Annotated in this window: 15 protein-coding genes and 2 pseudogenes; 4 read left to right on the top strand and 13 right to left on the bottom strand. The window is 51.1% G+C overall.

Annotation, left to right across the window (positions count from 1 at the left end; all coding sequences use genetic code 11):
• Positions 1-78 precede the first annotated feature (78 nt).
• Both PHI30_RS02180 and PHI30_RS02175 read left to right on the top strand, forming a co-directional pair.
• Positions 79-534, top strand: coding sequence for a spore coat protein CotJB (locus PHI30_RS02180; RefSeq protein WP_300023285.1), 456 nt, complete (start codon positions 79-81; stop codon positions 532-534).
• Positions 534-719: pseudogene (locus tag PHI30_RS02175) on the top strand (manganese catalase family protein); the annotation flags it as partial. The gene PHI30_RS02180 and the pseudogene PHI30_RS02175, both read left to right, overlap by 1 nt.
• On the opposite strand, the gene PHI30_RS02170 reads toward PHI30_RS02175, so the two are convergent.
• On the bottom strand, positions 683-2,323 hold the full coding sequence (locus PHI30_RS02170; RefSeq protein ID WP_300023283.1) for a recombinase family protein: 1,641 nt from the start codon (positions 2,321-2,323) through the stop codon (positions 683-685). The pseudogene PHI30_RS02175 and the gene PHI30_RS02170 sit on opposite strands and share 37 nt — an antisense overlap.
• Positions 2,324-2,410: 87 nt before the next feature.
• Positions 2,411-2,578: a hypothetical protein gene (locus PHI30_RS02165; RefSeq protein ID WP_300023280.1), complete on the bottom strand. Its 168-nt coding sequence runs from the start codon at positions 2,576-2,578 to the stop codon at positions 2,411-2,413.
• Positions 2,579-2,902: 324 nt separating this feature from the next.
• Between PHI30_RS02165 and PHI30_RS02160 the strand changes: the two genes are divergently transcribed.
• The gene (locus PHI30_RS02160; RefSeq protein WP_300023277.1) at positions 2,903-3,874 is read left to right on the top strand and encodes a DUF6076 domain-containing protein; all 972 of its coding nucleotides are present in this window, start codon (positions 2,903-2,905) and stop codon (positions 3,872-3,874) included.
• Between the two features lie 52 nt (positions 3,875-3,926).
• Here the strand turns inward: PHI30_RS02160 and PHI30_RS02155 are convergent, their stop codons facing one another.
• A complete protein-coding gene (locus tag PHI30_RS02155) occupies positions 3,927-4,919 on the bottom strand; it encodes an FUSC family protein (RefSeq protein WP_300023275.1) in 993 nt (330 codons plus the stop codon).
• A gap of 80 nt (positions 4,920-4,999) precedes the next feature.
• Complete coding sequence (locus PHI30_RS02150; protein ID WP_300023271.1) at positions 5,000-6,283, bottom strand: DEAD/DEAH box helicase; 1,284 nt, start codon at positions 6,281-6,283, stop codon at positions 5,000-5,002.
• A 101-nt stretch (positions 6,284-6,384) separates the two neighbouring features.
• On the opposite strand from PHI30_RS02150, the gene PHI30_RS02145 reads away from it, so the two are divergent.
• Positions 6,385-6,684 (top strand): hypothetical protein, encoded by a 300-nt coding sequence (locus tag PHI30_RS02145; RefSeq protein WP_300023268.1) that lies wholly within the window; start codon positions 6,385-6,387, stop codon positions 6,682-6,684.
• Here PHI30_RS02145 and PHI30_RS02140 read toward each other — a convergent pair.
• The 9 genes and pseudogenes from PHI30_RS02140 to PHI30_RS02105 all read right to left on the bottom strand — a co-directional run bounded on the left by PHI30_RS02140 (position 6,668) and on the right by PHI30_RS02105 (position 14,442).
• Positions 6,668-7,156, bottom strand: a complete 489-nt coding sequence (locus tag PHI30_RS02140) for a small multi-drug export protein (RefSeq protein ID WP_300023265.1) — start codon at positions 7,154-7,156, stop codon at positions 6,668-6,670. The genes PHI30_RS02145 and PHI30_RS02140 overlap by 17 nt on opposite strands.
• A gap of 8 nt (positions 7,157-7,164) precedes the next feature.
• Entirely contained in the window at positions 7,165-7,464 is a 300-nt protein-coding gene (locus tag PHI30_RS10070; protein ID WP_367186319.1) for a DUF3473 domain-containing protein, read from the bottom strand.
• A gap of 182 nt (positions 7,465-7,646) precedes the next feature.
• Positions 7,647-7,898, bottom strand: a pseudogene (locus tag PHI30_RS02135) (polysaccharide deacetylase family protein); the annotation flags it as partial.
• A 215-nt stretch (positions 7,899-8,113) separates the two neighbouring features.
• Complete coding sequence (locus tag PHI30_RS02130; protein WP_300023263.1) at positions 8,114-8,272, bottom strand: hypothetical protein; 159 nt, start codon at positions 8,270-8,272, stop codon at positions 8,114-8,116.
• A 6-nt stretch (positions 8,273-8,278) separates the two neighbouring features.
• Positions 8,279-8,626, bottom strand: a complete 348-nt coding sequence (locus PHI30_RS02125; protein ID WP_300023261.1) for an EamA family transporter — start codon at positions 8,624-8,626, stop codon at positions 8,279-8,281.
• The gene (locus PHI30_RS02120) at positions 8,623-8,976 is read right to left on the bottom strand and encodes a DUF2304 domain-containing protein (RefSeq protein ID WP_300023258.1); all 354 of its coding nucleotides are present in this window, start codon (positions 8,974-8,976) and stop codon (positions 8,623-8,625) included. The genes PHI30_RS02125 and PHI30_RS02120 overlap by 4 nt, the downstream gene beginning before the upstream one ends.
• Positions 8,969-9,685 carry a glycosyltransferase family 2 protein gene (locus PHI30_RS02115; RefSeq protein WP_300023255.1) on the bottom strand — a complete coding sequence of 239 codons (717 nt, stop codon included), beginning with the start codon at positions 9,683-9,685 and terminating at the stop codon, positions 8,969-8,971. Before PHI30_RS02115 ends, PHI30_RS02120 begins: the two co-directional genes overlap by 8 nt.
• Positions 9,682-11,907 carry a hypothetical protein gene (locus tag PHI30_RS02110; protein WP_300023252.1) on the bottom strand — a complete coding sequence of 742 codons (2,226 nt, stop codon included), beginning with the start codon at positions 11,905-11,907 and terminating at the stop codon, positions 9,682-9,684. Before PHI30_RS02110 ends, PHI30_RS02115 begins: the two co-directional genes overlap by 4 nt.
• A 42-nt stretch (positions 11,908-11,949) precedes the next feature.
• The gene (locus PHI30_RS02105) at positions 11,950-14,442 is read right to left on the bottom strand and encodes an LTA synthase family protein (protein WP_300023249.1); all 2,493 of its coding nucleotides are present in this window, start codon (positions 14,440-14,442) and stop codon (positions 11,950-11,952) included.
• Positions 14,443-14,469 lie beyond the last annotated feature (27 nt).

Raw genomic sequence — 14,469 nt, 5'->3', positions numbered from 1 at the left:
CCCGGTTTGGAGCATATACTGAACTGAGCGCGTGGAGCCTCCGCGCGCCATCCTTTCAAAAGGAGGAATCCATGGAACATGGAAAATCAGAACCCATCCACTCCGTCCTGCGGCGCTGACAAGGGCTCGCTGCCCGGTAGCTGCGCTTCGCTGGCGTTTCCCTATATTCCCATGCAGGAGCCCAATCCCGTCCGCTTCAGCCGGATGGAGGCATTGCAGACCGGCACGCTGTTTCCCGGACTGGACCTGCCCTTCAAAGCGGCCATGCAGGCAAAGACCAAGATGTCCAATACGGCTCTGGTAGAATTGATGGCACTGGATTTTGCCATTGACGAGCTGGGATTGTATCTGGTCACCCACGCGCAGGATCAGGAGGTTTTACAGCTGTTTTGGTCCTATATCAAGCTTTCCAAGGAAGGCCGGGAGAAGTATCAGAAAATGTACGGTCCCCTGCTGCAAACAGACCTTACGCCCGAGGACGGCTACGCCTGGCTGAAAGACCCGTGGCCCTGGGACGAAGGAGGGAACGAGTAATGTTTGTATACGAAAAGAAATTGCAGTACCCGGTAAAAATTAAGACGACCAACCCCAAGCTGGCGTCGATCATCATCTCTCAGTACGGTGGACCTGACGGCGAGCTTGGCGCGTCATTGCGGTACCTGAGCCAGCGCTACACCATGCCCTATCCGGAGTTGAAAGCGCTGCTGACCGATATCGGCAACTCGGAAGGCTGCTGCTCCTGCATTTGGGTGCGAAAGTTCCATACGCCTTCCAGCAGGAAAAACCACCGGGAAGGCAGTAGTTTCAAGGCTACCTCCACCCTGCCGTCGGCGTAAATCGTCATGCGATCCAGCAGCTGCCCGCAGAAGTTATCGGACTTTTTCTCGGTCACGATTTTGCGGATAGCGGCTTTGATGTCCCGCCGTGCGCCGGTTGCTTGGGTGTCCAGCTTGCGGCGCTCCTCAATGGCGTCCAGCTTTTGAAGAAGGCCGGCAATGGCGGCATCGTAGCGGTCGTTCATAAATTTGTAGTCTGCCTTGGAGATGGATTGATTCAAGAATCCCTCCAAGGTTTTTTGCTTTTTCTGGCGCTCTGCTTCCAAATCCAGCTCCAAGCGTCGCTGCTGACCGCTGCCGTCATCCTGAGCGTCTTTTAGCACCGTCTCCACAATGTGGGTCAGGTTTGCAATGACGCCCTCTGCGTCCAGCTGCACCGCCTCGATGGAGCGGCGCAGAATGTCCATGGCCACCTCTTCTCGGATTTGATGGCCGAAGTCACAGCCGATGGGATTGCCTTGGGCATCGGCGCGGAGCTTGCCCTCGATGGTGGCTTTGCCGCAGCGCCAGATTTTTTTGGGTTTGCCGGAGCGGGTTTTCTTTTTGCGGGACAAGAAGCTGCTGCCGCAATTGCCGCATTTCATTTTTCCGGAAAGCGGGTATCGATTGCCGTGGCCGTTGTCGGTGGCGGAATTGTGATGGCTCCTCCGATTCAGCTCCCGCTGCACGGTCTCCCACGTCTCCCGGTCGATGATGGCCTCGTGGTGATCTCGAAGAATCACCAGTTCCTCCTGCCCCTTGTTGTACTTTTTTTCGTGGGTAAGAAAATCCGGCGTATAGGTTTTTTTTTGAATCAGGTCGCCGCAGTATTTCTCATTTCGTAGGAGCTTCAGCACGGTTGCGCTGGACCATTTCAGATTGCCCCGGCTGGATAGAATCCCCTCAGCACAGAGTTCCTTTGCAATCGTAGGCGTGCCCTTTCGCTCCACGAGGTACTTGTGAAAGATGTAGCGCACCACGGCGGCCCCCTCGGGATTCACCGTCATGCAGCCGTTCTTCACATCGTAGCCCAGCGGCTCCCGGCCAAAGACCACGCCTTGCTCCATGCGCCGGGTCTGGCCCCACTTGACTCGCTCCGAGGTCTTGCGGCTCTCATCCTGCGCCATGGAGGACATGATGGTCAGCCGCAGCTCCCCGTCGGTGTCCATGGTGTTGATGTTGTCCAGCAGGAACAAAACGCCCACGCCCCGCTTGCGTAGCTCCCGGGTGTATTCCAACGTGTCTACGGTATTACGGGCAAAGCGGCTGACTTCCTTGGTGATAATCAGGTCAATTTTCTCGCTTCGGGCCGCCGCAATCATCTGGTTGAAGCGCTTGCGCTTTTTGGTGCTGGTGCCGGACAGGCCCTCGTCTGCGTAGATGTCCTGCAACTCCCAGTCCGGGTTGCGGTCAATACACTCCCGGAAATATTTCTGCTGACTTTCAAATGAGTTCGCCTGATCGTCCTTGTCGGTGGATACACGGCAATAGGCCGCAACACGAATCATAAAACCGCCTCCTTTCTCGAAAGTTTACGGCTGAACGTGGTTTTTTGCAATTGTGCGGAATAGAAATATCTGTAAAGTAAAACAGCTTTAATGGCATTGTTTTACCAGTAAGGAAATGCAATCTGCCATCTGCTCACTGGTCAAAATTCCGTTTTCTTGGAGGGAACGCAGAACGGCCCTCTGATACTCCAGTAGAAATTCTGGATTTGCCGATGGGTCCCCTTGACGCTCTAAAAACTCCGCTTTTTTGATCATTCTGCTCCCCTCCCTTCTGCTAACGTATGCGTGCTGCACAGAAAACTTGTTGCCGTCTCCCCGGATGTGGGTTGCCTATCCCTGACGCCGGTGCTCTTCTTGGCAGGCTGCCGCCATTTCAAAAACGGCGGGTCACGGCCTACTTCCCCAAAGCGGCGTCTCATCCGAACGGTCATTCAATTGTAACGGATGATCTCATTTGAGATTCATCCGCTACAATGAGCATAGCAACCGTTGACGCACTTTTCAAGATGTGGTAGAGTGATTGTGTTACAAATGATATGACACATTGACTGTGACTGCGTTTACCACGGAGGAAATGCCATGAAAGCCTTGTACTGCTTGAGTTTTGACAAGAAAACAGAATGGATCGACGATGGACTGAAGCTTGTGGAGGATCAACTTGGCACTGCCCTGCTGACCTTTCTTTCCACAGATTTTGACACTTTCTTGAACGAGTTGGTCGTAACTGCAGATGATTTGAACCACCCAACCGATCGGGAAAAGCTGGCGGAGGCGGTTGCAGCCAAAATAAAATCCCAGTATCCCTTTTTGACCAGCGCTCTGCTTCCAATGTCCTTTGAAAAGAAAAAGGTCATTTGGCTGCGATACCGCCTACTGGAGCTAGAAAAGCTCCGTTCGGACTTGTGCGCGTTAGTCGATGATGTTTTCCTGATGGACGAGCGCAAAGAAAGCCCTTTGCAGCGGCTTTGTATGCGCCAGAGCCGGGATAAGCTGCTGGCGGCCAAACTGGCGGGGTTAAGCGATTATCTGCGTGTCGAGCGGCGCATCTACATCGGCGGACATGAGTTTGTGCCCATCCTCTCCCCTGCTCAGGAAATGAAGCCGCCGGAGGACATCACCAGCCGCCTATTTTTGGGGGCTGATGATTTGCAAGCGGTGCTACTGACGGAGATTCAGGAGATGGCACAGCAGAACGTAAGGCTTAAAAAATGCGCCTACTGCGGCGGCTATTTCCAGCCCTTCTCCTCTCGGACAGTCTACTGCGACCGTTTGGCAGGCAAAGCCGGCAAGACCTGCAAGGAGCTGGCAGCCAAGGAAAAATACGAAAAGAAAATCGCCGCCGACGAGGGTTTGTCCCTCTATCAGCGGCGAAATAAAGCCTATGCCATGCGTGTCAGCCGTGCCCCGGCCATTTATCAGGATGCGGAGTATCAGGCATGGAAACAAGCCGCCGAAGCGGCAGTGAAACAGTATGTGGATGGCACGCTGGATTTAGAACGCTTGACGCAGATTTTGGAAATCCCAAACGCCAAGGCTGTCCGTTCCCACTGAAATCGATTGACCGCCGGAACGAAGAAAATCGTTCCGGCGGTTTTACATGTCATCAGGCAGCGTTCTGGCGTCGCTGGTCCAACCGAAGGAAGATTCGGTTAAACAGGAACAAACTCAAAAGCGCCACGGCCGCACCAATTAAATTATTGCCAATGCGGGTCAAGACTGCTGCCTTGGCGGGCAGCAGCAACGTGGCTGTGACCAGTGCGCTAAAGGAATTATAGACCGTTTTGATGAAATAGGACGTGATGAACATGGACAGAAATCCTGCCAACAACAGCGCCGCCGTCTGGTAATCCGGGGGAATCAGCCAGCCAAACAGCGCGATAAACAGCACACAGCCTAAAATAGTGGCAGGAATGCGCAGTCGCCGCCGACGGACCAAATCGTCCTCAATGGGCATCATCAAAGATAGCACGGTCAGGTTTACCCACATGCTTTTTGGAATGCTCAGCAAATCGCCAAAAAGCAGCGTTACCAGCAGCGTGACCGTCAAACTCAAGGCCCAGCGCTCCCACGGACCATACAAGGAAAGGCCTCTTAGTAAAGCGCTTGGCTGGGCGTGTCCGCAGGTTTTGCGACTGCCCAGAAAGTGCAGCAGACCGACCACGTAGCCGATGACCGCCAGACTCACCATTCGCTTGACAAATAACTCGCCGGTCACATCGTAGCCCCGGAGCATGAGAAACCCCATGAAAAACGGCAGATATGCGCTGTGGGTGGCGTCCAACCGGGTAAACAGCAGGGCGGCGCTCAAAAAAACCGCATCCACCACCAGCCCCACCAACGGATTCCATGCGGAGAGCTTGGCGCATAGTCCCATCGAAACAAACAGCAACGGCACCAGCACGGCGCTGTATTTTGCGTCTATGCCGAAATCAGCCTTCAGGAACATCAGCAGTCCCATCAGTAAAATGACGCCAACGATGCTATTTTCTTTTCCAAACCATGTGTTGTAGCCGTTGATGAAGAGAACGCAGAACAAAAATACCGGCAGCTTCCCTGCGATGCCCTTCCCTACGGCGCAAATTTTTTCCTTTGTCAATTTTATCACCGGGAAATAGAATACCATGGGAGTTTGTCCCAGTAAAGCCTAAATTTGTAAATAAATAAAGTGCTTTACCTTTACGGACGCCGTCTCTGCCGCTTTTCTACCGGACGGCTCTTCACCACCGACGGCTGCCGTCTGGGTGCGCTCCGTTTTGCTGCGTGCACTTCCCCGGACGCAGCAGCGGTCCGCCGTCTGACGGAAGATGGCGCTGTGCGGGGCTGCTTCACCGTCTTTTGCAAAATTTCCATGGGCCACTTGGAGGTTTCCCGCGGAATGGTCTTTCCGATGAGCTTTTCAATATCCTTTAGATAATCCAGCTCGTCATAGTCGCAAAAGCTGATGGCGATGCCGCCCAGTCCTGCTCGGCCCGTTCGGCCCACCCGATGGATGTAGGTCTCCGGCTCGTTGGGCAGCTCGTAGTTGATGACGTGGGACAATTCCGGCACATCGATGCCGCGAGCGGCAATGTCTGTGGCGACCAGCACCTTGATTTTCCCGCTTTTGAAGCTGCTAAGTGCTGTCTGTCTGGCGGTCTGGCTCTTGTTTCCGTGGATGGCCATTGCCTCGATGCCCGCCTTGGCGAGGTCCTTGACCACGTCGTTGGCACCATACTTGGTTCTGGTGAAAACCAGAGCGCTGGTAATGCCACGCTTAAGGATTTCCTGAAGCAGATATTTTTTGTTTTTCTTATCGATCAGGTACACGCTCTGCTGTACGGCGGTGGCGGTGTCGGTGACGGGGTTTACCTTTACCGTCACCGGCTCATGGAGCATGGTGCGGGCCAGCGACTCGATCTCTCGAGGCATGGTGGCGCTAAAGAGCAAGGTCTGGCGCTGCTTCGGTAAGGCGGCCAGCACCTTTTTCACATCCCGCAAAAAGCCCATGTCCAGCATCCGGTCCGCTTCGTCCAGCACGAAAATTTCCAGTCGGTCCAGCTTTACGTAGCCCTGCTGCATTAAATCGCACAGACGGCCCGGCGTGGCGATGAGGACATCCACACCGCGCTGCAGCGCCGTTACCTGCGGCTCCTGCCCAACGCCGCCGAAGATGGCCGCAGCTCGCAGGGGCAGGTTTTCTCCATAGCTTTGAAAACACTCCAAAATCTGAATCGCCAGCTCTCTGGTCGGCGTTAAAATCAGTGCACGCACCTGCTTGGCGCGCGATTGAGACAAAAGTTGAAGGATTGGCAGGGCAAATGCGGCGGTTTTTCCGGTGCCGGTCTGCGCACAGCCAATCAGATCTTGTTTTTCCAAAAGGTGTGGGATGGCCTGCTGCTGAATGGGAGTGGGCTCTATGTAGCCCTGATGCCGAATGGCATTCAGCAGCGGCTGAGATAGTTGCAATTGCTCAAAGGTCATGAAAATGATTCTCCGTTCTTGTGCCGTCAGCTTGTCGCAATCGTCGTGCGGTCCCCCGCACCCTCTCGAAACAGCTCCAGATATTCCTGGGCGGCAATCTTATGGATTTAGTATACCACAAAAGGCGGAGAGTATCAAATGGCAAGCTGTTGACCAAGGAAAAATACAAAAAAATCGCCGCTGACGAGGGCTCATCCCTCTATCAGCGGCGAAATAAAGCTTATGTCATGCGTTTTAGCCGTGCCCTGGCAATTGGTCAGGAGGCGGAGTATCGGGCGTGGAGGCCAGCTGCAGAAGTTGTCATGGAGTGGCATGTGGACGGAGAACTAAGCCTGTGGGAATTGGCACAATATCAAACGCTTCGCGGCATCAAGTGGCTTGAAATCATAAGATATGAATGATGCCCGTCGTCACAACGGTCATAATCCCTGCTGCAATGCAGACGCCTAAAAAGATAGATGGAATGGCACTTTTTAGTCGCATATCCAAGAGTGCGGCTACCAGCGCTCCGGTCCACGCACCAGTGCCGGGTAACGGGATTGCCACCAAGACGCAAAGTCCAATGGCACTGTACTTATGTACGAGACGGCCCTTCAGGTGGGCCCTCTTCTCCAACTTGGTAATCTTTTCATTCCACCAGACACTCCGCTTCCGCAGCCAGGCAAAAATATGGCGAATGTACAGGACAATAAACGGAACAGGCACCATATTTCCCAGTACCGCTGCTGCCAATGCCAGCGGATAATCTAACCCCAGCGCAATACCATAAGGCAGCCCGCCCCGTAGCTCGATGACGGGTACCATCGATAGTAGGAATGTAGAGAGTAACTTGCCAGGAATGGTAGTAAGCAAAAGTTTCAAATAAGATATCATTCCATTCATTATATATATAAATAAAAATCACTCTGCAATACACTTCCAATTGATTCACAGGAAAACTTTTCGAGAAGATGCTCCCTTTTCGCTCTGCAGTGACTGATTCTGTAATAGTGAATTAAGGCATCCCACCGGCTCAAGTTCAGCCGGGGCTGTTCCGGGTCAATTTTCCGAGGATGCAGATAAAAGACAACCGGCTTGCACTGAGAATTGATCCGGTGCGTAAACACGTTGATAAACCCATACAGCATTGTGCGGAAATAAAACCTGCCTGAAAACGGAACATTTAATCCCGGCACATGAATGGTGGAGGGGGAATCTCAATGAGCATTTGCGCCGTGGGAGCACACTTGACCGCCTGATACGGAAAACGTGGCGCCCTAGCTGCCCCATAAAGGAAGTTTTTAAACGGGAAAATACTGCTGTCAACGGAAACGCCCTCTTCTTCCAGAACGGAGAGCGCCCAGAAGCCGTTTTCCGTAATCGATCAGCAGGGCGCACGGTAGCCGCACACCGGTTTCACAATCAGATCCTCCAGCATCCTCTTGCTGCGTCGAAGATCCTCACGGAATTCTGCGTGGGTCTGCCGATATACCAATTGGTGTCCATATCCATGGCTCGTAATTTCATGCCCGGCTTCGGCAATGCGCCTGACCAGCTGGGGATGCTGCTCTGCCACAAAACCAAGAACAAAGGATGCTGCTGTGAAGTAATTTTTAGCAAGTACTTCCAGATAAAACGCGGTATTACGCTCTACCGTTGACTTTACGAATGCATCATTTTAAAATAATCCGTCCTCATAATTTGCATGAAACCAATCTTCTGTATCAATTGTAAATATATTTTTCATAATTTCCTCAGATTACATCATAATCGCCCATGGTAAAAAACGCATTGGCCAGATCACATACTGACCTGCCAGATGGCAGGTCGCTTTATCCCACGCAAGGTCAATCAGAGCAGCCCTGCCGGATTTTCAAAATTTTCATGCTGGATGAAGTCCTTTTTAGAAATGTCAGTGTCCTGACAATAGTATTCACACGCCATCTCCAGCATTTGATCCAGATGTTCCCGGAGACCGATGATGGCCTCCCAGTCCTTTGGTTTTTCCATGACGTATCATCCTCTCGTTGCAATGAATACACCGCAGACAATCACTGCAATGCCAATCCATTTGGTAACAGAGATCTGTTCGTGGAAGAAAACCATTGACGCCAGCAGCACCAGCGGAAACGCAAGCGCCTGAATGGGATAGGCATGACTGATTGGCATTCTGCTGAGAATATAGAGCCACAGCCCTGTGGTGGCGGCATACAGGCACAGAGCAACCAGAACCACCGGGGTAAAGAACAGGCGGATAATATCCACAACGCCGTGCAGCTCTTTGCCGCCGGAACCGACCTTGAACAGCATCTGTCCGGTGGCCATCAGGCACGTATTTAACAGGCAGAGCAACGTCATTTTCATGTTCTTTCCTCCAGTTCACGAACCCGCTTTTCCAAGAGGGCAACAGATTGGATCAGCCGCTTATTTTTTTCGTTCAACTTTGAGACAATCGCCGTCAGCGACATCAGAATGATGATCACGCAGAAGAAGATGATTGCAAACAAAGCATTGGTCGGTTCATAGATCCCCACCAGCTTTGAAAACCAATCCAGAAAACCGGGGAATGTCGCCAGCAGCAGCATCAAAACCCCGGAAAACAGCCACAGCAGCGTGTATTTCAGGTTGAGCGTTTTCTTCTTCAACATTCTGATGAGCAGGATGAAATACAGCAGTACTGCCAGCAGCATCGCGATCTGCAATGTTTTACTCATGCAGCTTCCTCCTGTCTCTCGGCGCTGACATCGCAGAGAAAAACAGCGCCAAGGTTACTTTAATCATGTAATAGACCGAGCGCAGCGCATTGATAGAGCTTGTCCCGCCCTGTCGTTCCCGCATCTGTACCGGAATTTCCAGAATCCGTGCCCCCTTCAAACCCGCGGCCAAAATCGCCTCAGGCTCGGGATAATCCTGTGCATAATCCTGTGCAAACGCTTCAATCAGCGATCGGTTGACGGCTCGCATTCCGCTGGTGACATCATTGACTCGAATACCGCACAGCAGATGAATCATTCCGCTTAAAAAATTAATTCCGAACCGCCGCAAAAAAGAGGACTGGAAGCCTTCATTTTCAAGGAAACGAGATCCAATCGCAAAGTCCGCGGCATCCGTTTCGATGGGAGCAATCAGCGTATGTAAATACTGCGCTTCGTGCTGACCGTCACCGTCAAACTGAATGGCAATGTCATACCCGTTGTCTTTCGCGTAACGATAGCCGCTTTGGACGCCGCCGCCGATACCCAAATTAACTGGATGATTCAGATAGGGAATCCCATTCTCTTTCAGAATTTCCTCAGTGTGGTCCGTGGAGCAGTCGTTAATGACAATATAATCCATTTCCGGGGCGTGCCGTCGAATGTCGGCAATGGTATTGAGGATATTGCATTCCTCGTTGTACGCCGGAATCATGACAAGGCTTCTCATTGCGGTAATACCTCCAGATTAAATATATTACCGGCTATTGATTGTTCGGACACGTCGCTGATAGAGAGCGTTGCCGAACCCGATTGTGTATACTGGGACACGTCAAGTAGTTGATCAATTTGAATATACTCATGCTGAGGAATTTCAAGGGTCAGCAACGCAACGCTTTCTCCAGCTGCAGATATACAAATCTGCACAATTGGGTTAACCGCATCCCATTGTACATAGGAGGGCAGACAGGCGATACCGGAAATATGAACAGCTGCGCTTCCTGCCGGAATTTCAAAACTTGGTTGAGTTGATAAATCCGTACAAGTATTTTCTTTTCCTGTCATGGAATAACCTATTAAAATAGGCGTATCTTTGCCTACAAAGTATCCGTCTACTTCCTCCAGGGAAATGATTTCCGCACCGACGGAATTGGCACTGTCGCAAAAAGAATCATATTCGCCGGCTATTGCCATATCATAAATTCTTGCGCCATTTGCCTCTTCTTCTTTTAATTTTCCAAAATAATAAGAAACATAATCAATGCCCTTTTCATCTTTAAGCGCCAATAAGTAATTCACGATATAGCTACCGTTCACAATTGCCGCGTCGGGGTCCAGCACCTTCATCATACTATGACGAATATGGGTGGAGAGAAACACATCCACCCGCTCCCGCTGCTCCTCCGTGCCGATTAAGCCGCGATCGGTGAACAGCTCCGCAGCATTTAATCTATAATAGCTGGTAATTGCACTTGTGGATACAATCCTTTCCCGAAAACTCCAGTCATAAAGATTCAACGCAGCCGCTCCCGTGTTTACCATGCATTGTGCGAAAAGGACAAGCAGGGACAGGACGGCCACGGCTCGCTTCCAACGTTTTTTGGACTCCAGAAAGGAAATCAGCCATGCGGCTGCCAGAAGCAGAGCCAGAATTTCGCAGAGAATCGCATAGCGGGGATACCCGGTACTTTTCAGCCAAAAGAGTGTGAAAATCATAAATACCGCTGCCACCAGCAGCAAGGGTTTCTCCTCTTTGTGCTTACGGTAGCGCAGCGCGGCACACCCTGCCCCCACATAGCCAAACAGCAGATAGACTTGGGGGAGAAATGAGATTTCGGCTACATTTTCACTGTAATTAAAAATCAGATGAAACGGCCAGAGCAGAAAGTCCTTCCAGTTTTGCGGGCCCCAGCGAGTATCCTTGAAGTCCGTATCTGGGTAGTAAGGGGATTTAAAAATGGAATTAAATGTCCAGAAAACCGGATTTCCCGTACTGGTGTAGGCGTACAGCAAATAGGGCACAGAGGGAAGCAGTCCCAGCAGCAGGCACAAACAAAAAATGCCGGGGTGAATGGCTTTGCGGTTCTGCCACAGATAAATCAGCAGCAGGGGCGCAACAAAAATAACATTTGTGAACTTCAGAGCGAAGCAGAGACCGCAGAGCACCGCAACAAAGATCAACTCTGCAACGGCGGCATCATGACGACGTCCGTCCAGAACCCGCTTCACCAGCCAGAGCAACAGCGGAATGGCAACCAGATCAATCATATAGGTGCCAAGATCTGCCAGCGAATAATACAGCGTTACCGCCATAAAAGCCAGAAATTCTTCGCTGATTAAATAGTTTAGAATCCCTATGAGCGGTTGTTGAACCGCTCTTTCGGCATATGCAGTGCGGATCTCTTCAAGACGGCTCCCTACGAGCCGATGCAGCAGATCCCAAACCTGCCGGTAGATTAAAATCAGCAAAAAAGCATTCATCAGCATACCGAGCCGGCAGCCCAGCAGCAGCCGTGGGTAATAGAAAATGCGGTCGCTCAACGGAAAGAAAAAGGTGAATCCGGCGGGGAAAACATTATAGCTGATATTATCAGCAAAACCGGGGTACTGCCAAAATACACGTGCCATGCTGACATCGTGGGACAGATCCGGCGCAAGACCGCGCAAAAAGGCAATTGCCAAAAGAATTCCACCGTACACAAGCCAAGATTTTTGCAGGCGAAGCGTCTCAATGCTGATATATTTCCTTGTCCGCACCACCAGCAACACAGTCAGCGCTGCCGCAAGTCCGATTGCCACCGGCAAAAACCGGTTGGCATCCAGATAGTACAGCGGCAGTGCCAGCAGATCTGTCATGGACAAAAAAATGACGTAAATGATGTAGCCCAGCAAAATCGGAGCAATGTGAATCCGGTTCGTGGCTGCTAATTTCTCTGCGGACAGTTCTTCCATAAATAACTCCTTAATTTTTCCAATCAATCGGGTAAGTGCTGTTTAGTTTCCTCCGTCTGACAGGGAGAACGCGTCCGCAACCTTTTCGTTTGCGCCAAAGACATTGTTGTATTGCAAGATGCGATATTTTTGCAGCAACTCTGCCAGATGATCCGGGAGTTCTGCAAAGGAATACCACTCCCCTGCTGCATCCCGCACGGCTTGGTTGTTGATCACCGGGATTTCCTCCATCGCTGCCAGCAGGAAACGATTATAGTCAGTCATCTCCAGACCGGCCTGCTCCAGCAGATAGCTGCCCAGATAATTTGCACTCATCTCGACGCCTGCGGCCTCATCAATGTCGTAGTTCGCCCAGATTACCATGGGCGTGCAGTAGCGCTGCTGCAGTTCTTCAAAGGAGAGTTCGCTCAGCGGCGCTCCGTACAGTTCCTCATAAAAACCCTGTTCGATAGAGGGCATGTGGTCACCGAACATGACCACCATGGTGGGCTCGTCCACATTTTCAAAATACTCAATCAGCTCCATAAATGCTGTATCGCTGTATTTTTGAATTGACAAATACTGTTCCGCCTGCGGATACTCCTGGTCTAAGTTCAAATCCACGGTGGATTCAAACTCTGCGTTGGTGTATCCGCCGTGATTTTGCATGGTGACCATAAACGAAAAGAACGGCTTCCCTGCTTCCTGTTGCTCATATTCTTCAATTAACAGGCCGTAGGCTGCAGAATCCGTCACTACGCCCCGGAGGGGCTTGTTCCACTTGCCGGGCCACTCTGTAATAGACAGAAACTCATCAAATCCCATCTGGGAATACACAATGTTTCGATTATAGTTGGTGGCATTATTCGGATGCAGTGCCTGCGACGAAAAGCCCTGTGATTTCAGTGTTGAAACCAGTCCCGTTTCATGATCGTGTATATAAAAATGGTAGGGAACCAGCGAAGGCGTGTCAAACAGCTGCATACAGTTTCCGGTCAGTGCCTGATATTCGGAATTTGCTGTGCAGGCACCAAAGCCGGACATATAAAGATGGCCTTGGATTACATTTTCTGTTAAGGCATCAATGTTTGGCATGATGGTGTCCTGCTGATCAAATTCCCCGATTACCCGGAAATCTGACCAGCTCTCATTCATGATCAGAATAAGATTTTGAGCCTTTGTGTTTGTTACAGGGGACGGCGTTTCCTCAGACTGTGCTATATCCTCCACGGCTTCCGAGGAATAACCATCCGGGATCTCTGTGTGGATATATTGTAGCTGTGGCAGCAATGCGCAAAGGTATCCACGGTGTGTATACGGGACAGAAGGATCCCAATTATTAATAGAGAAACAGCTGAAATGAGCCATGACGCTACGACTGCACAGACCGGCGCAGACGGCAACTATACAGACAGCGGACAGCACTCTACCAAAAGCGCAAAAGCGTTTTCCGCAGATATTTGGCAGCAGAATCGAACCGCAGAGCAAACCTGCGCTGCACACCAAGGCAATCAGACAGGAGGCTGTCCCGATACTGAAATCATAGCTGCCCATGACGCTGGCGGCAGTTTTCAGACTGGCAATATCAATTATCAGGAATGGACGCCCCCGGAACGAATTTACATAGTACTGCACCAGCGCCAGCAGCGGGAAAAACGCATAGCCCAGCGCCAGTACAATTTTCGAATTCCGGATCAGAAAATAACCCAACAGAAGAACGGAATAGTAGATTGCCAGATTGATTTTCCAATAGGAATGTTCGATTGTATCCAGATTTCCGGTAATTAGCTCGGTAAGGATGAACCAGAGAAGCGGAGAGAGAACAACCAGCAGTGCGGCCGTAATTTTGGCGCCGCGCGTCTCGGAAAACAGACCGGCCAAAACCAGAACCGCCAGCAGTACCAGAATTAAGAGAGTCAAATGAAACAAGTTGTCATTTCTGCAGGTGTATTCATAGTAGAGATCCATCTGGTAGTCCTGTTCGACCCCGTTCCATTCGCAGCGGAGATTTTCCGCCGGTATCTCCCCTGCATTCCCGTCCGAATAGATAAACGGTTCGTAGGAGAGCCGGAATTCACCGGTGCTTTCTTCGCAGTAGGCCTGTAGCTGCTGAAGGGTCAAACTGTAGGTTTGTCCCTTTTTCAGCGACATATCCATCGACAGAACATAGTACCCCCAGTTGGGAGCATCTTCATCCGGAACCTCTACGCGCTGCAGTTCATTGCCCTGTGCATCACGGATCGTCAGCGCGATGGTGGCGCCAAATTCTTCCAGCAACTCCGGGCTTGCAAAGGCCAGACGAATTTGAATATCCTTCAGATTCGAATGCTGCGGCACAAAATACTGTGTGATCCCATCATCCGGCGTTTTCAGATAATCCGGAAACAAATATTCATCCATGCTGCGGTACTTCTCACCGGAGGTGGCATTGACCGTCCCGTAATCCGCGCAGAACAACCCCAGTACAAGAATACTCAGCACCAGAAAGAGCCCCAGAGGAATCCATAACCCCAGTCGTTTTCGTTTCTTCTGCCAAATTTCCTGCATTTTTTCCATGTTATTCTCCTCCGAAGCTAATTCCAC

The organism is Oscillibacter sp., from assembly GCF_028693505.1.
Classification (GTDB): Bacteria; Bacillota; Clostridia; order Oscillospirales; family Oscillospiraceae; genus Oscillibacter.
The sequence above is the reverse complement of the archived record's forward strand: the minus strand, read 5'-3'. Positions and strand labels throughout refer to the sequence as shown.